The organism is Tsukamurella paurometabola (genome assembly GCF_900631615.1).
GTDB classification, from domain to species: Bacteria; Actinomycetota; Actinomycetes; order Mycobacteriales; family Mycobacteriaceae; genus Tsukamurella; species Tsukamurella paurometabola_A.
On the sequence record NZ_LR131273.1, the window covers coordinates 4,361,590 to 4,379,453 of the forward strand.

17 protein-coding genes and 1 pseudogene are annotated in these 17,864 nt (G+C 71.7%); 9 read left to right on the plus strand and 9 right to left on the minus strand.

Annotated features, from left to right (window positions below):
* Positions 1 to 144 precede the first annotated feature (144 nt).
* Together lysX and ELY19_RS21725 are read left to right on the plus strand one after the other, a co-directional pair.
* Positions 145 to 3,513 carry a bifunctional lysylphosphatidylglycerol synthetase/lysine--tRNA ligase LysX gene (gene lysX, locus ELY19_RS21720; protein WP_126198341.1) on the plus strand — a complete coding sequence of 1,123 codons (3,369 nt, stop codon included), beginning with the start codon at positions 145 to 147 and terminating at the stop codon, positions 3,511 to 3,513.
* A 103-nt stretch (positions 3,514 to 3,616) separates the two neighbouring features.
* Positions 3,617 to 4,366, plus strand: coding sequence for an SDR family NAD(P)-dependent oxidoreductase (locus ELY19_RS21725; protein WP_126198342.1), 750 nt, complete (start codon positions 3,617 to 3,619; stop codon positions 4,364 to 4,366).
* Positions 4,367 to 4,533: 167 nt separating this feature from the next.
* Here the strand turns inward: ELY19_RS21725 and rpsO are convergent, their stop codons facing one another.
* Together rpsO and ELY19_RS21735 are read right to left on the minus strand one after the other, a co-directional pair.
* The gene (rpsO, locus tag ELY19_RS21730) at positions 4,534 to 4,803 is read right to left on the minus strand and encodes a 30S ribosomal protein S15 (protein ID WP_126198343.1); all 270 of its coding nucleotides are present in this window, start codon (positions 4,801 to 4,803) and stop codon (positions 4,534 to 4,536) included.
* Between the two features lie 89 nt (positions 4,804 to 4,892).
* Positions 4,893 to 5,855 (minus strand): bifunctional riboflavin kinase/FAD synthetase, encoded by a 963-nt coding sequence (locus ELY19_RS21735; RefSeq protein ID WP_126198344.1) that lies wholly within the window; start codon positions 5,853 to 5,855, stop codon positions 4,893 to 4,895.
* A 34-nt stretch (positions 5,856 to 5,889) separates the two neighbouring features.
* On the opposite strand from ELY19_RS21735, the gene ELY19_RS21740 reads away from it, so the two are divergent.
* Positions 5,890 to 6,588: a metal-dependent transcriptional regulator gene (locus ELY19_RS21740; protein WP_227967023.1), complete on the plus strand. Its 699-nt coding sequence runs from the start codon at positions 5,890 to 5,892 to the stop codon at positions 6,586 to 6,588.
* Here the strand turns inward: ELY19_RS21740 and ELY19_RS21745 are convergent.
* Together ELY19_RS21745 and ELY19_RS21750 are read right to left on the minus strand one after the other, a co-directional pair.
* Positions 6,578 to 7,576 (minus strand): hypothetical protein, encoded by a 999-nt coding sequence (locus tag ELY19_RS21745; RefSeq protein WP_126198345.1) that lies wholly within the window; start codon positions 7,574 to 7,576, stop codon positions 6,578 to 6,580. The genes ELY19_RS21740 and ELY19_RS21745 overlap by 11 nt on opposite strands.
* 28 nt (positions 7,577 to 7,604) lie before the next feature.
* Complete coding sequence (locus ELY19_RS21750; protein ID WP_126198346.1) at positions 7,605 to 8,213, minus strand: TetR/AcrR family transcriptional regulator; 609 nt, start codon at positions 8,211 to 8,213, stop codon at positions 7,605 to 7,607.
* Positions 8,214 to 8,292: 79 nt separating this feature from the next.
* On the opposite strand from ELY19_RS21750, the gene ELY19_RS21755 reads away from it, so the two are divergent.
* The 3 genes and pseudogenes from ELY19_RS21755 (at position 8,293) to ELY19_RS23925 (ending at position 10,233) form a co-directional block, all read left to right on the plus strand.
* Entirely contained in the window at positions 8,293 to 9,048 is a 756-nt protein-coding gene (locus tag ELY19_RS21755) for an SDR family oxidoreductase (RefSeq protein ID WP_126198347.1), read from the plus strand.
* A gap of 59 nt (positions 9,049 to 9,107) precedes the next feature.
* Positions 9,108 to 9,536: pseudogene (locus tag ELY19_RS23920) on the plus strand (MFS transporter); the annotation flags it as partial.
* Between the two features lie 226 nt (positions 9,537 to 9,762).
* Positions 9,763 to 10,233: an MFS transporter gene (locus tag ELY19_RS23925; RefSeq protein WP_227967024.1), complete on the plus strand. Its 471-nt coding sequence runs from the start codon at positions 9,763 to 9,765 to the stop codon at positions 10,231 to 10,233.
* On the opposite strand, the gene ELY19_RS21765 is transcribed toward ELY19_RS23925, so the two are convergent.
* A complete protein-coding gene (locus ELY19_RS21765; RefSeq protein ID WP_232015598.1) occupies positions 10,220 to 10,810 on the minus strand; it encodes a DNA alkylation repair protein in 591 nt (196 codons plus the stop codon). The genes ELY19_RS23925 and ELY19_RS21765 overlap by 14 nt on opposite strands.
* 110 nt (positions 10,811 to 10,920) lie before the next feature.
* Positions 10,921 to 11,994: a citrate synthase gene (locus ELY19_RS21770; protein ID WP_126198349.1), complete on the minus strand. Its 1,074-nt coding sequence runs from the start codon at positions 11,992 to 11,994 to the stop codon at positions 10,921 to 10,923.
* Between the two features lie 54 nt (positions 11,995 to 12,048).
* On the opposite strand from ELY19_RS21770, the gene ELY19_RS21775 reads away from it, so the two are divergent.
* Entirely contained in the window at positions 12,049 to 13,170 is a 1,122-nt protein-coding gene (locus ELY19_RS21775; protein WP_126198350.1) for a citrate/2-methylcitrate synthase, read from the plus strand.
* Positions 13,171 to 13,279: 109 nt separating this feature from the next.
* A complete protein-coding gene (locus ELY19_RS21780; protein ID WP_164711678.1) occupies positions 13,280 to 14,362 on the plus strand; it encodes a GNAT family N-acetyltransferase in 1,083 nt (360 codons plus the stop codon).
* Between the two features lie 5 nt (positions 14,363 to 14,367).
* Here the strand turns inward: ELY19_RS21780 and truB are convergent, their stop codons facing one another.
* The 3 genes from truB to ELY19_RS21795 are packed head-to-tail and all read right to left on the minus strand — an operon-like array spanning position 14,368 to position 16,944.
* Positions 14,368 to 15,261: a tRNA pseudouridine(55) synthase TruB gene (truB, locus tag ELY19_RS21785; RefSeq protein WP_126198352.1), complete on the minus strand. Its 894-nt coding sequence runs from the start codon at positions 15,259 to 15,261 to the stop codon at positions 14,368 to 14,370.
* 1 nt (position 15,262) lies between these two features.
* Entirely contained in the window at positions 15,263 to 15,931 is a 669-nt protein-coding gene (locus ELY19_RS21790) for a 4'-phosphopantetheinyl transferase family protein (protein ID WP_126198986.1), read from the minus strand.
* Positions 15,931 to 16,944, minus strand: a complete 1,014-nt coding sequence (locus ELY19_RS21795) for a metallophosphoesterase family protein (protein WP_126198353.1) — start codon at positions 16,942 to 16,944, stop codon at positions 15,931 to 15,933. The genes ELY19_RS21790 and ELY19_RS21795 overlap by 1 nt, the downstream gene beginning before the upstream one ends.
* Before the next feature lie 107 nt (positions 16,945 to 17,051).
* Here ELY19_RS21795 and ELY19_RS21800 point away from each other — a divergent pair, with 107 nt between their 5' ends.
* The gene (locus ELY19_RS21800) at positions 17,052 to 17,864 is read left to right on the plus strand and encodes an ion transporter (protein ID WP_126198354.1); all 813 of its coding nucleotides are present in this window, start codon (positions 17,052 to 17,054) and stop codon (positions 17,862 to 17,864) included.

A 17,864-nucleotide genomic window follows, 5' to 3' on the forward strand; every position in this document is an offset into this window, starting at 1 on the left:
GTGACACCGTGACGGCGCACCGCAGAGGCCGGGAACCGGATCTACCGGCACCGACGTCGGACGGACCTGTGTCAAGGCTATCATCGGGAGTCTTTTCCACGTGAGTCGCACACGCCGTGTGCGCGGGCCGAGGGGGGTCGAACCGTGTCGCAGACCAGCCGGGAGCGGGTGCAGGAGGCCACGGCGACGTGGCTCGCGCACATGATCACCGCCGCGGGCGTCGTGTCGCTGCTCAGCGTGGTCATCCGCAGCGACCGGGTGCTGCCGCTGGTGGCCGATCTCCTGAGCATCGTGGGCATTCCCTCGCACCCCAGTCTGCTCCTCGTCGCCGCGCTCACGGTCCTGCAGGGCGCTCTGCGCCGGCGGCTGCGGGCCGCGCACACCGTCGCCGTCATCATGATGTCGCTCCAGGTGCTGGTGAACATCGCGACGCTGGTCATCGTCGCGACCGACCAGATCGATCCCGACGAGACGCGGCATCTCCCGTCGTACATCGACGCGTACGTGTCCGTGCGCTTCTCCCTCCCCGGCGCCGCGCTCACCGCGGCCATCAGCGCCGTCTGCCTCGCCTTCGTCATCGCCGCCCGCCCTCAGTACCCGGCCAAGCTCGCGCGGGGCTCGCGCCGCGCCGCCATCGGGGTGCTGGTCGGCGGCTTCGTCGGCGTGTACCTGGTGGTGGTCGCGCTCGCGTTCACCTTCCCCGGCCGCGGGCCGAACCGCCTGAGCGGCACCGTGGAGATCCTGGTGTGGTCGTTGCGGTCCACCTTCGGCGTCGCCGTGCCGCGACGGATCGACCTGGCGCTCAACGGGCACTCCGGCCCGATGTGGCTCTACTCGCTGGCCGGGGTCCTGTCCGCGTCCGTCCTGATCCTCGCCCTCATGGCGTTCTGGCGCGCGGGACGCGGCGACGAACTGATGACCGAGCCCGAGGAGCTCGAGGTCCGGCGGCTGCTGCTCGAGTACGGCGAGGACGACTCGCTGGGCTACTTCGCGACCCGGCGCGACAAGGCGGTGATCGCCTCGCGGGACCGTCGGGCCGTGGTGACCTGCCGCGCCGTCGGGCCGGTGTCGATGGCGAGCGCCGACCCCATCGGTCACCGCGATTCCTGGCCCGCGGCGGTGGCGGCGTGGATCGAGGACTGCCGCTCGCACAGCCTCTACCCCGCCGTGCTGGCGGCGAGCGCCGACGGCGCGACGGTGTACGAGGACGCCGGGCTGCGCACGCTGACCATCGGCGACGAGGCGATCATCCACGTCGACGCGTTCACGCTCAAGGGCCGGGACATGCGCGCCGTGCGGCAGGCCGTCACCCGCGTCGCGGGAGCCGGGTACACGCTCCAGGTCCGGCGGCACGGCGACCTGTCCGCCGCTGAGCTCGCGGAGGTCGCCGAGCTCGCCGAGCGGTGGCGCGGCGAGGAGACCGAGCGCGGTTTCTCCATGGCCCTCAACCGGATCGGCGACCCCGTGGACGGCCGGTGCGTCCTCGTCTCCGCCCACGACGCCGACGGCGCCGTTCGCGGGCTGCTCAGCTTCGTGCCCTGGGGCACGCGCGGATTGTCCCTCGACCTCATGCGCCGCGACCGCGACGCGGAGAACGGCCTCAACGAGTTCATGGTCGCCAGGCTCATCGAGCACTGCGCGGAGATCGGTATCCGGCGGATCTCACTGAACTTCGCGGTGTTCCGGTCGGTCTTCTCGGAGGCGGACCGCGTCGGCGCCGGACCGATCACACGCATGGTGGACTCGGTACTCAGCTTCGCGTCGAAGTTCTACCAACTGGAGTCCCTGTACCGGTCGAACGACAAGTACCGGCCCGATTGGGTTCCGCGGGTCCTCTGCTACGACCCGGCACTCAGCGCCGTGCGCGCCGGTATCGCCGTCGGCACCGCCGAGGGATTCCTTCCACAGATCGGCCCGAAGTTCCTGGCGGGACCGTCGATCCCGGACGAATTCCCGCGGGACGCCGAGTTCGTCGACCGGTTGCTCGCCGAGGAGGAGCGGCTGCTGCGCCGCGAAGCGCCGCCGGAGCGGCTCTCCGAGCAGCAGCGGGTGCGGCGACGCAAGCTGCGGGCCCTCGAGGACGCGGGCATGCCCGGGTATCCGCCATCGGTGCCGCGCACGGCCTCCCTGGCCCGGGTCCGGGAGCAGGCCTCCGCCCTCGCGCCCGACGGCGCCTCGGGCACCGTCGTCTCCGTGACCGGGCGGGTGCGCGCGGTCCGCGACTACGGTGGCGTGACCTTCGTCGATCTCCACGAGGACGGCGCGCACCTGCAGGTGATCGCGGAGCGCTCGCGGACCCCCGACGACGTGCGGGCACTGTGGCGCACCTCGATCGACATGGGCGACCTGGTCTCGGTGACGGGCGAGGCGATCCGCTCGCGGACGGGTGAACCGTCGGTGCTCCTCACGGCGTGGGCGATGGCAGGCAAATGCCTCTCCCCCGTCCCCAAGACGCGGGCGCGGCTCGGGGACGAGACGCGTGCCCGCAACCGCCCGCTGGAACTCATCACGGACGACGGTGCCGTCGATCTGCTGTACCGCCGTTCGCGGGCCGTCGCCGCGATGCGGGCCGTGTTCGTCGGCCGCGACTTCACCGAAGTCGAGACACCCATGCTGCAGACGGTGCACGGGGGCGCCGCGGCCCGTCCGTTCACCACGCACATCAACGCCTACGACATGGGGCTCTACCTGCGGATCGCGCCCGAGCTCTACCTCAAGCGACTCGCCGTGGGCGGGATGGGCCGGATCTTCGAGCTCAACCGCAACTTCCGCAACGAGGGCGCCGACGCGACCCACAACCCGGAGTTCACCGCGCTCGAGGCCTACGAGGCCTACGGGGACTACACGACGATGCGGGCGCTCACGCGCGAGGTGATCCTGGCCGCCGCGATCGCGGTGAACGGCCGGCCGGTGGCCGTGCGACCGGACGGTGCCGGCGGGACGCGCGAGGTGGACCTGACGGCCGAGTGGCCGGTCGTCACGGTCCACGACGCGGTCTCGAAGGCCGCCGGGGTCGAGCTCACGTCGGCGTCGACGCTCGAGGAGGTCTCGGCGGTGTGCGCCCGGCACCACGTCGCGATACCGCGCGGTGCGACCGCGGGCAAGCTCGTGATGGAGCTGTACGAGGCGCTGGTGGAGAAGCAGACGGAGTTCCCCACGTTCTACTGCGACTTCCCGATCGAGGTCTCGCCGCTCGCACGGCGACACCGGGACGATCCGCGGCTCACCGAACAGTGGGACCTGGTGGGCTTCGGCGCCGAGCTGGGCACCGCCTACACGGAGCTCACCGACCCCATCGACCAGCGGGAGCGACTCACGAAGCAGTCGATGGCCGCGGCCGCGGGAGACCCGGAGGCGATGGAGCTCGACGAGTCCTTCCTCGACGCGCTGTCCTACGCCATGCCGCCGACGGGTGGTCTCGGCATCGGCGTGGACCGCATCGTCATGCTGCTCGCGGGCGTGAACATCCGCGCCACCCTGGCCTTCCCGTTCGTCAAGCCGCAGGACCGCTGAGCCACCGAGGGGCGGGCCCGTGTCGCGGGCCGTGAGTCGAGACGAGCGACGGCCCGGAACGCCGCGCGCTGCGGACGCCGAGCGATCGTGAGAGATTCGAACGATGACACGACGGGCAGTGGTGACGGGCGGCGGAACGGGAATCGGGCGGGCGATCGCGCACCGCCTGGCCTCCGACGGGAACGACGTGGTCATCGTGGGCCGTCGCGAGGACGTCCTCCGCGAGACCGCGACCGCGATCGGCGCGCGTATCGGCGCCGAGCGGGTGTCCTTCGAGGTCGCCGACCTGATGGATCCGGCGGCCGTCGAAGCCCTCGCCGATCGGATCGGAGCGGCGGGCACCGTCGATGTGCTCGTGAACAACGTCGGCGGCAATCCCGGCCGGGACGGCGCGCCCGGCGAGCTCGCGTCGCTGGCCGACTCGTACGCCACGACGTTCCGGCTCAACGTGATCACGGCGGTCCTGGCGACCGAGGCCCTCCGCCCGCATCTCGCGCGCCCGGGCGGCCGGATCGTCTCGATCAGTTCGATCGCGGGGCTGCGCGGCCCGGGGGCGTACGGCGCGGCCAAGGGAGCCCTGCACGCGTGGTCGGCGGGGCTCGCGACGGAGCTGGCACCGGAGGGTGTCACCGTCAACGTGGTCGCGCCCGGATTCGTGCCCGCGACGGAGTTCTGGACGGACCGTCTGACCGCCGAACTGCACGACAGCCGCGTCGCGCAGATCCCCGTGGGGCGCCCCGGCACCCCTGAGGAGGTCGCCGCGGCGGTGGCCTACCTCGCCGCGCCGGACGCGGGCTGGACGACCGGCCAGATCCTGCAGGTCAACGGCGGCACTCTCCTCGGCCGCGGCTGAGCGCACGCGGATCGCGCTCAGGATGTCGGGTTCCGCGCGGTCGGACGTGCGTGAGAACACGCGGGCGGCGCCGGAGATTCACATCGTGAGCCGCCCGCGCCGGCGCACCCGGAACGACGAACGGCCCGCACCCGGTGATCCGGGAGCGGGCCGTTCGGTGACGTGGGTCAGCGACGCAGGCCGAGGCGCTCGATGAGCGAACGGTAGCGGTTGATGTCGACCGAGGCGACGTACTTCAGCAAGCGGCGACGACGGCCGACCAGCAGCAGCAGGCCGCGGCGGCTGTGGTGGTCGTGCTTGTGCTGCTTGAGATGCTCGGTGAGGTCGGTGATGCGCTTGGTCAGCATCGCGACCTGCGCCTCGGGCGAGCCGGTGTCGGTCTCGTGCAGGCCGTACTCGGCCAGGATGCTCTTCTTCTGCTCGGTGGTCAGCGCCATGCGAGGCTCCTTGTTCCAGTATCGCGTCGTCAGAAATCCGTGCCGCCGCCGCGAACTGCAGCAGGCACGATCGACCACCTTACCAGGGGTCAGGAGATTCCCAGAATCGCTCGGGTCTTGTCCACGTCGCCTCCCATCGCTTCGAGCAGCGACTCGACCGAGTCGAACCGCTCCATACCGCGCACCCGGTCCACGAAGTCGACCGCCACGTGCTGGCCGTAGAGGTCGGCGGAGGTATCCAGGACGAAGGCCTCGACGGTGCGGGTGCGCCCCGAGAAGGTCGGGTTGCTGCCGACGGAGACCGCCGCCGGGTACCGCTCGCCGGGCGTCACCTGACCGACGACGGGACCCGCGCCGAGCACGGTGAACCAGGCGGCGTACACGCCGTCCGCGGGGATCGCGGCGAACATCGGGGGCGCGACGTTCGCCGTCGGGAACCCCAGCTCCCGGCCACGACCGTCGCCGCGCACGACCACACCCTCGACCCGGTGCGGCCGCCCCAGCGCCTCGGCGGCGGCCTTCACGTCCCCGGCGTCGACGCACGACCGGATGTAGGTGGACGAGTACGTCACCGAGTGTTCGGTGAGGAGCGGCACCGCGTCCACGGAGAAGCCGAACTTGTGACCGAGTCCCTCGAGCATCTCGACGTTGCCCAGGGCGCGGTAGCCGAAGGTGAAATTGTCCCCCACCACGACGGCGGCCGCGTGGAGCCTCTCGACCAACACGGAGTGCACGAAGTCCTCGGCGGGCTGCGCCATGACGGTCGCGGTGAACGGCATCACGCAGAAGACGTCGATGCCGAGTTCCTCGGCGAGCTCGGCGCGCCGGGTGAGCGTGGTGAGCTGCGGCGGGTGCGATCCCGGCCGCACCACCTCGGCGGGATGCGGATCGAACGTCATCAGGACCGCGGGAAGGCCACGTTCGTGGGCCTCCGCGGTCGCGCGTGCGATCAATTGGGCGTGTCCGCGGTGTACACCGTCGAACACGCCGATCGTCACAACACAGCGTCCCCAGTCCGCGGGAACGTCATCGAGCCCTCGCCAGCGAAGCACGCACTCACCCTATCGGACGGCCTATGGTGGGTGCGTGCCCAAGCCTCCCCTGCCCGATTCGCCGCGCCCCGTCGGCGAGCTGTCCGCGGTCACGCAGGACTACCTCAAGCAGATCTGGACCGCCCAGGAGTGGTCCGACGTGAAGGTCACGACCAAGTCGCTCGCCGATGCGCTGGGCGTCTCCGCCTCCACGGCCTCCGAGGCCATCCGCAAGCTCGCCGATCAGGGCCTCGTCGATCACGAGAAGTACGGGGCCGTCACCCTCACCGACGAGGGCCGTACCGCGGCCACGGCGATGGTGCGCCGGCACCGGTTGCTCGAGACGTTCCTGGTCTCCGAGCTCGGCTACGGCTGGGACGAGGTCCACGACGAGGCGGAGGTCCTCGAGCACGCGGTGTCCGAGCGCTTCCTCGCCCGCCTCGACGAACGCCTCGGCTACCCGGACCGGGACCCGCACGGCGACCCGATCCCCCAGCCGGACGGCACCGTACCCACCCCCGACGCGTGCCTACTGTCCGAACTCGCGGCGGGGCAGGCCGGCACCGTCGCCCGGATCTCCGACTCGGATCCCGAGATGCTGCGGTACTTCCAGGAGGTCGGCATCGCACCGGACGCGCGGATCGAGGTCGTGGAGCTGCGCAAGTTCCTCGGAACCATCGCGGTCACCGTCGACGACGGTGCGCCACTGGATCTGGGTGACGTGGCCGCGCAGGCGATCTGGGTCAGGAGCTGATCTCGGCCGAGCTCGCGGGCACCCGCGCACGGTCGGGCCGGGCACGGTGGGCAGCCGCTCCGGCGGCGACGACGATCAGCAGCATCGCCACGTTGTGGACGTACTTCGGCCCGGCGTCGACGTGGCCGAGCAACGGGTAGTAGGTGAACGCCAGCACGCCCCGGACCAGGAGGAAGGCGAATCCGGCCGCAGCCACGTGCGGCGAACGCCAGCGCCCGCCGCCCGCGTATCGCAGCAGGACGCCGACGCCACCGAGCGCGAGCACGCCCACGGTGAGACCCACCCACCCCTCGCCGCCCACGTACTCGGCCGCGACCGCGAGCGGAATCGCGGCGAGGAACACCACCCACACCGGCGCGAGCCGCCGCACGGTCGCCCCGGACCGTCGAGTCCCGGTGACGGCAGCGGCGGCGAAGCATGCGAACACCACTGCGGCCGCCCCGGCGAGCTGCCCGGCGGACGCGCTGTGCGACTCCGGATCGGCCGCGATCATGCCGGCGGTCGCGGCGTACGCGACCGCCGCCACCACCAGGCCCATCCGGCCGAGCCACGGCCGGTCGGCGGTCCGTGGGCGCCACCGCTCGGCGAGGGCCACCGGTGCGCCGAAACTGAAGATCAGGTGACCGCCGATGAAGGTGAACGCGTTCGCGGCACTGAACCCCAGCGCAGGCAGGTAGGCCTCCGCGCGCATCGCCTCCCAGCCCTGGTACCCCATGTAGTCCTGCGCGAAGAGGGACTGGTCGATGAGACACGCCTGCGCCACTCCGAGACCGAGATAGAGCCACAGCAACGCTCCCCACCCCCAACCACGGCGGCGAGCCACTTCCCGCGCCAGGAGGGCCGGCGCACCGTACAGGCCTGCGAAGAACACCGTGGAGAAGGCGACTCCTCCTATATCTCCGGTGGTATCTCCGTATGCCGCAATAAGTTCCGCACAGACCGCGCAGAGCACGAGGAGTCCGACGATCTGCATCCGGGCGCTGCGCATGCTCCCACTGTATTATTTGACTGACTGCTCAATCAATAGTTGCCGGCGCAGGCCACGCACGGAGGGCCACGTCACCCACCGCGCGCAGGTCGTCCGCCGAGACGCCCTCGCGCGCCGCCTCGGCGAGCCCGTTGAGCGCGGTGAGCGTGAAACGCGCCAGCGCGGTGGGATCCACTTCATCCGGCAGCGCACCGCTCGCCACGTCGCGCCGGATCCGCTCCGCCACGCGAGCGACGTTCGCCGCACGGAGCCCCGACAGGTACTGCGCCACCTCCGGATTCGTGGTGCCGGCATCGCCGCTCACGACGAGGCAGCCACGCGGCAGTCCGTCGCGCGTGTACCGCGCGGGCCCCTCGAGAAGGAGCCGGCGCGCCACCGCCGTCGCCGACCCCTCCTCCGCGAGGACGAGATCGATGAAGCCGCCGTAGCGGCGGTCGTACTCCGCGACGGCCTCCTCGAAGAGGCGCCGCTTGTCACCGAAAGCCCGATAGAGGCTCGGAGCCTCCACCCCCAGCCGCTCGGTCAGGTCGCGCACCGACGTGCCCTCGTATCCGCGTTCCCAGAACAACCGGGCAGCCGCATCGAGCGCGCTGCCCCGATCGAAGGACCGCGGCCTCCCGCGTGTGGTCGTCGCCATGAGGTCATTCTATAACGTCCGCTACGTTATGCGGTACAGTCACAATCCGTAACAGTTACTACGAAATGGAGGAGGCACCGTGCCGAACGACCTGACAGGAAAGAACGCCCTGGTCACAGGAGCGAGCAGAGGGATCGGTCGGGCCATCGCGGAGGACCTCGCGCGCCGCGGAGCCGCCGTCGCAGTGCATTACGGATCCGACGACAAGGCCGCCGGCGCGGCCGTATCGGCCATCACCGGCGCAGGCGGGACGGCGTTCGCGCTGCGCGCCGAACTCGGCGCGGACGGGGCGGAATCCGCGCTGTGGGCGGCGTACGACGAGCGACTCGACGGTGTCGATCTGCTGGTGAACAACGCGGGCATCCTCGGTGGGCGGACGCCGTTCGCCGAAGTCACGCGCGAGTCCTTCGACCGGGTGCTCGCGGTCAACACCCGCGCCCCGTTCTTCCTGGTCCAGGAGGCTCTCCCCCGGCTCCGGGACGGCGGCCGCGTGGTGAACGTCTCGACCCGGTTCACGCACGGCTCGTACAACCCGTCGCTGCTGCCGTACTCGATGTCCAAGGCCGCGATCGACGCGCTGACCTTCGCGCTCGCGAAGGAGCTCGCGCCCCGGTCGATCACCGTCAACGCCGTCGGCCCCGGAGGAACGGCGACGGACATGAACGCCGCGCGGCTCGCCACCCCCGAGGGACGCGCCGCGATGGCCGCCGACTCGCCGCTCGGCCGCATCGGCCGCCCCGCCGACGTGGCGGCGGTCGTCGGCTTCCTCGTGTCCGACGCGGCGGGATGGGTCACCGGGCAGTGGATCGACGCGAGTGGCGGTTCGCTGCTGTGATGCGCCCCGCGGTGTACGCCCTCGGATTCGGGATCTTCGCGCAGGGCACGTCGGAGCTCATGCTCGCCGGCCTCCTGCCCGAGCTCGCCGCCGACCTGCAGGTGTCGATCCCGCGCGCGGGGCTGCTCATCTCCGGCTTCGCCGTGGGCATGATGCTCGGCGCGCCCGTCCTCGCCCTCGCGACGCTCCGCTGGCCGAAACGGCGGGCACTGCTCGTGTTCTGCGCGATCTTCGCGGCCACCCACCTCGTGGCGGCCGTGACCGACTCCTTCGCCGTCCTGCTGGTGACGCGATTCGCGGGCGCCTTCGTGTACGCCGGATTCTGGGCCGTGGCGGCCTCGACCGCGATCGCCCTCGTTCCACCGGACCGGCGAGGTCGCGCCATGAGCGTCGTCGCGGGCGGGCTCACGCTCGCCACGGTGCTCGGCCTCCCGGCGGGGACGGTGCTCGGCCAGCACGCGGGCTGGCGCGCGACCTTCGTCGCGGTGGCCGTCGCGACCGTCGTGGCGGGCGCCGCGATCGTCGGCACGGTTCCACCACAGGTCGCGACGGGTACGGCCGCACACCCCCGGGGCGAGGTACGCGCGCTACGGGCGGCTGTGGACGTCCTACGCGATCACCACGACGTCGATCGCGGCGCTCCTGATCTCGTTCGCCTATCTCGGCGCGATGCTCCGCGCGACCTCACACGCCGCGCCGGGCACGGTCCCGGTCGTGCTCGCACTGTACGGCGCGGGTGCCGTCACGGGGATCGCTGCGGGCGGTCGGCTGGCGGACCGTCGCCCCGGTTCGGTCCTGATCGGGGGCACGGCGGCGCTGGCCATCGCCTCGATGGCACTCGCCGCGGCGCTGCCGCACCCGGTCGTCGCCGCCGCGGCCGCGGCGCTGCCGGGGGCGGCCGGCTTCGTGACCAACCCCGCCCTGAACTCGCGCGTCTTCGCCCTCGCACCGGGCGCTCCGACGCTCGCGCCGGCCTTCACCGTCGCGGCCTTCAACGTGGGGATCGCCATCGGGCCGTGGCTGGGAGGAGCACTCCTGGACCTGGGCGCGTCGTACCGGACCCTGCCGGTCGCGGGTGCGGCGCTCGCGGTCGTCGCCGCGACCATCGCGACGCTCGACTCCGTGGTGGGGCGCGCACCGCGGGCCGTGCCCGCACGACCCGCGGAGTGCCTCACAGGTTCTTGAGCGCCTCGCGCCGGGACAACCCGCTGAGTTCGGTTTCGTGCGTGGCGACGTACGCCCGCACCCAGTCCGGGTCGGTCTTGGCGTGCTCGCGCAGCGCCCAGCCGATGGCCTTGCGCAGGAAGAACTCCGACTCCGCGAGGGCCGGTTCGATGACGTCCGTCAGCACGTCCACGTCGAGCCGGTCCTTGCGGCCCAGCTGGGAGAGGATCGCCAGCCTGCGTAGCCACAGGTCGTCGCCGCGACTCCACGCGCGGACGGCGGCCGCGGTGCTCTCGGGATGCGCGTCGTGCAGCGCGGCGATGTGCCGGGCGGTCTCGTCGACGTGGTCCCACCAGGCCCCCGTGACGGCGATGTGCTCGTGCAGCGGGAGCAGCGCGGGGTCGCCCCTGCCGAGCCGGTACCGCAGCAGGTTCTGCGCGGCGTAGCGCTCCTCGCGGTACTCGGCGCCGTCCCAGAGTGCGAGCACCGCGGCCCGCAACTCGCCGAGGTCTTTGGGCGGGTGATCGCGGCGCACGCCGGCGGTGATGGCGCGCACCTGCGGGGACGGCACACCCAGGAACGGCATCGTGGATTTCATGTACGCCTGCATCGCCGGCGCCCGCTGAGGATCCGCCGCGTCCCGGAGTGACGCCCGGATCCCGTCGACCAGCCTCACCTCGTCCTCACGCGCGCGATGCTACTCGGCCCTCAGCGCACCCCGCCGCTGTTCGTGCCGCGCCAGCGCAGCGGCGCCTCCTCGTACTCCTCGGCGATGTGCGCCGCCATCCCGACGGTCCGGGCGTATTGGAAGAGCACCTCCGCGGCACGGGCCGGGAGCCCCAGCGTGTGCGCGACGGCGGCGCCGGCGAGGTCGATGTTCACCGCCCGGCCCGTGCGGGCGGCGAGTTCGGCGACGGCCCGCAGCGCGGGCGCGTCCGGGTCGTCCGCACGCATCAGGCCCAGGACGACGGTGGCGCGCGGGTCCTCTCCCGTGTAGACGATGTGCCCGAAACCCGCGAGGTGCCCACCCCACGCCGCATCGGCGATCGCCGCGTCGACGTCGCCGCCGTCCAGCACGCGCCCCAGCATGGCGTGAGCCGCGGCCGGAGCCCCGCCGTGCAGCACGCCCGCCATCGCGCCGTAGCCGGCGAGCAGGGCGTCGTAGAAACCCGCCCGCGCCGAGGCCGCGACCCGCGCGGCCGTGGTGGACGCCGCCAGCCCGTTGTCGATGAGGCACGTGGCGAGAGCGTCGACCCAGGGGTGTTCGAGCCGCGTCTCGGGAACGAGGTCCGCGAGGACCGGCAGCAGGCCCAGGGCACGTTCGGCGACGTGGGACCGGTCCGCCCGCACCGGGTCCCGGGCCGCGAGGAGAGCCACGGCCAGGGGAATCCGGCGCTCCAGCGCGACCGTCCGCGCAGGTTCCAGATCGACGGCGGGCGGCGCCGCGGCCTGCTCCGCCTCCAGTACGAACCGGGCGGCCGCCGCGAAGTCCATCTCGGCACAGACATCCGCGATCGGCCGGCCGCGCAGGTACAGGGCGTCGCCGCGGAGCGCGGAGACCCGTGTGGTCACGGCCCGGAAGCGCAGCAGGCGGTCGGCCTCCCGACGGCCGTCGTGCTTGGCCGCGGCGAGCGAATCGACCTGGGTCCGGTCGAAGAGCGACTCCGCCTGTCCCGGCATCCTCCGCGACGTCAGCACGCCGCGACTGACGTAGGAGTACAGCGTTCCGCGCTTGACTCCGAGCCGCTCGGCCGCCTCCGAGGTCGTGATCCACCGGTCCACGTATTGATTGAATCAACATTGCGGGTGTTGATCAATATCGCCCACACTCGTGCCATGACCACACCGCTCATCGCCCCGGCGGGGCTCAAGAACGTCATCGTCACCGACACCGCGATCGGCGATGTCCGCGGCGAGGAGGGCTACTTCCACTACCGCGGCCACGACGCCACGCGCCTCGCAGCACAGGTCTCCTTCGAGGACGCGTGGCACCTCGTGCTGTTCGGCTCCCTGCCCGGTCGGGCCGACGGTGCCGCCTTCGCCCGCCGCGTCGGCGCCCTCCGCACGCTGCCCAGCGGCGTGCACGACCTGCTGCGAGCCACCGTCGGACCGGACACCGAGCCGATGCACGCGCTCCGCGTGGCGCTCGCCGGACTCGGCCTCGGCGACCGCCCCCTCATGGACCTGCCGGAGGACGAGCGAACCGACGCCGCCCTGCGGTACGCCGCCGTGACGCCGACGGTCCTGGCGGCGGCGCACCGTCTGGCGCGGGGCGAGGCGCTCCTCGAGGCGGACCCGGGCGCCGGACACGCCGCCGACTACCTGCGGATGGCGACCGGGAACACCGATGCGGACGCCGCGGCCGCCCTGCAGACCTACCTCGTCGCGACCATCGACCACGGCTTCAACGCGTCCACGTTCGCCGGCCGCGTCATCGCGTCGACCGGTTCGGACATGGCCTCGTGCCTGCTCGGCGCCTTGGGCGCCTTCCTCGGGCCGTTGCACGGCGGCGCGCCGAGCCGCGCGCTCGCCGCACTCGACGAGATCGGCGACCCCGCGAACACCCGGGACTGGGTGCGCGGGAAGATCGCCCGCGACGAGAAGATCATGGGCTTCGGGCACGCGGTCTACCGCACGCACGACCCGCGGTCGGAGCTGCTCAAGTCCGTCGTCACGCCTCTCGACTCCCCGCTGGTGCGGCGGGCACTCGCGGTCGAGGCCGAGATCGAAGCCGGGATCAACGAGCTCAAGCCCGGCCGGCGGCTGTACGCCAACGTCGAGTTCTACGCGGGCGTGCTGATGAGCGAGGTGGGCCTGCCGCCGTCGATGTTCACGCCGACGTTCGGCGTCGCCCGCGTGGTCGGGTGGACCGCCAACGTCCTCGAACAGGTGCGCCAGGGCAAGATAATCCGCCCCTCCGCGCGGTACACGGGACCTTGTCCCGAATCCGAGGCCTGACGACGGAACGTGCGCGATTGCGCCAGGTGATGAAACATCCCGACGCCTGTTGCAATAGCATCGAGCCATGACCAGAAGCAATGCTGGGCGCTACCGGATCGGGGACCACGTGGTCGACCTGCGCTCCCCCCGGTTGTCCGACGGCCCGTCGTGGCGCCAGACCAACCTCGACCACGAAGAGTGGCTGCGAGCCGCATTCTACGACCCCGCAGTCTCCTGGAGTGATCAACATTCCACCGCCGCATGGGCGGAGGAGTGGTGGAACGCTCGCCATGCCGAGACCACTCTGCTCTCCCGCGTCCTCACCGTCGATGACGGGGCGGAACAGCGCGTCGTCGGCCAGCAGGAGATGCTCGGCCCCGATCCGCGGTCCGGCCACATCGAATCCCTCACCTGGGTCGCGGGCCTGCCCCACTCCAAGACGATCACCCTGTGGATGTCGGCGGTGAATGTCCTCGACACGTTCATCGCGAATCCACACGTCTCCGCCCTGCTCGCAGTCCAGCCGGTCGAAAACCGCGGCTCGCTGGGACTGGCCAAAGCGCTCGGTTTCACCTATCTCCAGACCGCGCGATCGCTGCGCACCTACGGTGGAGTCCCCACTGACCACACCATCTACGTCAGGTACAACACCGCCGAGTCCCGGCGCGATATGCAGGCGATCATCGACTCGGTCGAGCCGCAGCCGATGCCCCCCAGGCGCGCGGCTCTCCCCCCGGCCCACGCGGCCGTGGACGTTGCGCGCATCGCCGTTCGGCGCCTGCGCGCACGCCGCGCCGCCCAGCAGGCCGGCCCGGCCCGAGCGCTCCCGTCACGCGCCCGCAGCGAGGACGGCCTCGACATCGAGTACGGCGATCCGCACGACGGCCGCTACGCCGTGACCGTCGACGGAGCGCCGGTCGGCGATCTGCAGCTGACCGTCGACGGAGGGAGTTCGACGACCACCATCATCGACTGGTTGCGCACCGATACGCCGGCCTCCGTCAGCACCGCGGCAATCGTCGCGGCCTGCCGCGCCGCAGCGGAACGCCAGGACACCCGGCGCCTCACGATCGCACTGGCCGACCGGAACGCGGCCGGCCACGACGCGCTCGCTGCGGTCGGCTTCGCCCCCGAGGGACAGGCCCTCCCGACCATCGGGGACGAGAGCACGGCGCGGGAATCCTGGACCCGCGTCCGAGACGACCTGTAGCCCGCTCAGGCGGCCGGACGGACGACGAAGACCGAGCTCGCGCGCTTGCCCGACTCCTGGAGCAGCGCGAACGCGCGGCCGTCCGGGGTGACCGCGGCGTAGACGCCGGGGAGGCCGATCGGGTCGAGCCACCGTCCCAGCGACAGGTCGACCGCCTGCGCCTGCGTGATCTCGCGGGTGGTGAAGCCCGCGGCGATCGCCGCGTCGATGCCGTACGACAGGCGCGGCGTCTCGAAGAGATCCTCCAGCGTGATCGCGTGGTCGAGCCCGTACGGCCCCACGCGGGTGCGCCGCAGCGCGGTGAGGTGCCCGCCCACGCCGAGGGTTCCGCCCAGGTCCCGAGCGAGCGCCCGCACGTACGTGCCCGACGAGCACTCCACGGTCACGTCCACGTCGAGCAGGTCGCCCTCCCGGCGGAAGGCGTGCGCCGCGAACGCGTCGACGGTGACGGGGCGCGCCTTGAGCTGCACGTCCGCCCCCTCGCGGACCAGCTGGTGCGCCCGCTTACCGTCGACCTTGATGGCGCTCACGCTGCTGGGGACCTGCTCGATGTCGCCCGTCAGCGGCGCCATCGCGGCCCGCACGGCTGCCTCGTCCAGCGCGACCGCGGAGGCGCCTCCCGTGACCTCGCCCTCGGCGTCGTCGGTGGACGTCGCGACGCCCAGCCGGATCGTGGCCGAGTACGCCTTCGTGGTCAGCGCGAGGTGACCCAGCAGCTTGGTCGCGCGCTCGACGCCGATCACCAACACGCCCGTCGCCATCGGGTCGAGCGTGCCGGCGTGCCCGACCTTGCGGGTACCCATCGCGCGCCGGCAGCGCGCGACCACGTCGTGGCTGGTCAGGCCCGCCGGTTTGTCGACGATGACGAGTCCGGCACCGTCCGGTTCCAGGAATCCCATGTCACACCACCGCGATCGAGGTCACGATGAGGCCGTCGGTGATCCGCCAGCGTCCGTCGAACGAGGCGATCGGCGGGCCGCCGTCGGTCGCCTTCCCGTCGATGAGGATCCGGGAGCGGAACGTTCCCGCCGCCGCATCGGCGGTGCGCTCAGTGAGATCGAAGCTGATCTCGGCGTCCTCGAAGCCCAGCCACCGCCCGGTGATGGGATTCCACGCCTTGTACGTGGCCTCCTTGGCGCAGAACAGGAGCCGATCCCAGTGCAGCCCGTCGTCGGGGCGCGCGGCGAGCACCTCCCGCTCGGACTCCACGGAGACCGTCGGCAGCACCTTGTCGGGCAGGGCGAGGTGCGGCTCGGCGTCGATGCCGACGGTGCGCACCCCCATCCGGAAACCCACCACCGCGCCGCGATAGCCGTCGCAGTGCGTGAGGGCGCCCACCACGTTGCGCGGCCAGTCCACACCACCTCCCTCGCCCTTGACCAGCACGGCGTCGCCGATGCCCAATTCGCCCAGCGCCTCCCGCGCGAGGTGGCGCACCGTCGCGTACTCCGCCTGCCGCTTGGGCACGGCCTTCGCGATCTGGGCGGCCTCCCGCGGATGCAGGGGCGCGTCGACATCGGCGTGCGACTCCCGTGCGACCACGCCCCGCGGCAGCATCGACTGCAGGATCACTTCTCCCCCTCCTTCGCCCGCGCCGCACGGCGCTCGGCGATCCGTTCCCGCGCGGCGGCGCGACGGTCACTCAGTCGCTCCTGGGCCGCCGCGCGTTCGGCGGCGAACCGCTCCGGGTCGTCCCGGTACTTCGGATCCACCTCGAAGTGGACGCCGTAGTGCCCGAGCGACTCCTCCGTGTACTCCGGCGCCGGCAGGATGCGGCGCAGCAGAGGGTCGGGCAGGCCGCGCTGTTGCCACTCGCGCGGATAACCGACGGAGACCTCCTCGAACCGCACCCCGTCGTACCAGGTGGTGCGCGGGATGTGCAGGTGGCCGTAGACGACCGCCTCGGCGTCGTAACGCGTGTGCCAGTCCCGCGTCGAGGTGGTGCCGCACCACAGCGCGAAATCGGGATAGAACAGCACCTCGGTGGGCTCGCGCCGCAGCGGCCAGTGGTTCACGAGCACCGTTCGGGTGCCGGCGGGCAGCGCCGCGAGCCTGCGGCGGGTGTACTCGAGCCTGGCCCGGCACCAGGCATCGCGCGTGGCGTACGGCTCCGGCGAGAGCAGGAACTCGTCGGTGGCGACCACGCTCTTCTCCTTCGCGTGGGCGAGCGCCTGCAGCGTCGTCAGGCCCTCGTCGCGGAAGCTGTAGTCGTAGAGCAGGAACATCGGAACGATCGTGACCGGTCCCGCGTCGGCGTCCTCGAAAACCGGGAAGGGGTCCTCCGGGGTCAGCACGCCGTGGTGCCGGCAGATCTCCACCAGGTGGTCGTACCGGGCCTCGCCGAAGACCTGCATCGGGTCCTTCGACGTGGTGTACAGCTCATGGTTGCCGGGGACCCAGATCACGGTCTCGAACCGCGGTGCGAGCGCTCCGAGCACCTCGTCGAGCTGGTCCGTGCGTTCACAGAGGTCGCCCGCGAGGATCAGCCAGTCGTCGGGCGCGTCGGGCCAGATGCGGTCGACGACGCCTTCGTTGCCGCGGTGCCCGACGTGCAGGTCACTGATCGCCCAGAGCTTCGCCACCCCTCCACGCTACCGGGCGCCGACGCGCGACCGGGCGGACGCCGGTCCGGTGGCCGTCCGGGCGGACCGGCCTCCGGCGCGCCCTGCGCTCAGTAGTCTCGGACGCGATGAACGCCACGACCGACGAACGACTCGCGCCCTACCCGCGGAAACCGCCCGTCCTGTGGACCGACTGGGCGATGGTGGCCCTGGCCTTCGTCTCCGTGGGCCTCATCGTGTGGATCACGTTCTTCGACGTCGCGGACCGGACGCGCACCGCCGTCCTCATCCTGGATGCGGTGATCTGCGCGGTCTTCGCGGCGGAATTCCTCTACCGGTGGCGCCAGGTCGGCTGGCACCGACGATTCCTACTGGTCAACTGGTACGAACTGCTCGGCATGATCCCCGCGCTGGTGGTGCCGAGTCCGGCTCCGCGGCTGTTCCGGCTGATCCGCATCGCGGTGGCGCTCGCGCGCCTGGCGCGCGCGATCGACCGGCTGTACGGCGACCGGATCACCGCCGCGGTCGTCAACCGCGCCACCGATACCGTGGTCGACGCGGTCAAGCGCCCGATCACCGTGGCGGTCCTGGACGAGGTGGCCGAGGTGCTCAAATCCGGGCACTACACCAAGAACATCGCGGCGGCGCTCGAGGAGAACAAGGCCGAGATGAGCGGCATGATCCTCGAGACCATCAAGAACGATCCGCAGACCAAACGCGTCAAGTACATCCCGTTCCACGACGAGATCATTCAGCTCATCGTGGACACCACCTTCCGGATGGTGCTGCAGGTGCTGGCCGACGAGCGGACCGACGAGCTGGTGGCCGACATGCTGCGCGAGAACATCGACCAGATCCGGGACTCGGTGAAGCGCAAGGAGGACGCGGCCGCGAAGCCGAAGGCGGGCAACACCGCCGTCACACGCGGCCCGACCCTGTAA

Excerpts from the sequence above, each read along its gene's own strand:
- truB (WP_126198352.1), bottom strand. The coding sequence starts at position 15,261 with ATGGGATTCCTGGAACCGGACGGTGCCGGACTCGTCATCGTCGACAAA.
- rpsO (WP_126198343.1), bottom strand. The coding sequence starts at position 4,803 with ATGGCGCTGACCACCGAGCAGAAGAAGAGCATCCTGGCCGAGTACGGC.
- ELY19_RS21750 (WP_126198346.1), bottom strand. The coding sequence starts at position 8,213 with ATGGCGACGACCACACGCGGGAGGCCGCGGTCCTTCGATCGGGGCAGC.
- ELY19_RS21765 (WP_232015598.1), bottom strand. The coding sequence starts at position 10,810 with ATGAAATCCACGATGCCGTTCCTGGGTGTGCCGTCCCCGCAGGTGCGC.
- ELY19_RS21725 (WP_126198342.1), top strand. The coding sequence starts at position 3,617 with ATGACACGACGGGCAGTGGTGACGGGCGGCGGAACGGGAATCGGGCGG.
- ELY19_RS21775 (WP_126198350.1), top strand. The coding sequence starts at position 12,049 with ATGACCACACCGCTCATCGCCCCGGCGGGGCTCAAGAACGTCATCGTC.
- ELY19_RS21800 (WP_126198354.1), top strand. The coding sequence starts at position 17,052 with ATGAACGCCACGACCGACGAACGACTCGCGCCCTACCCGCGGAAACCG.
- ELY19_RS21745 (WP_126198345.1), bottom strand. The coding sequence starts at position 7,576 with ATGCGCAGCGCCCGGATGCAGATCGTCGGACTCCTCGTGCTCTGCGCG.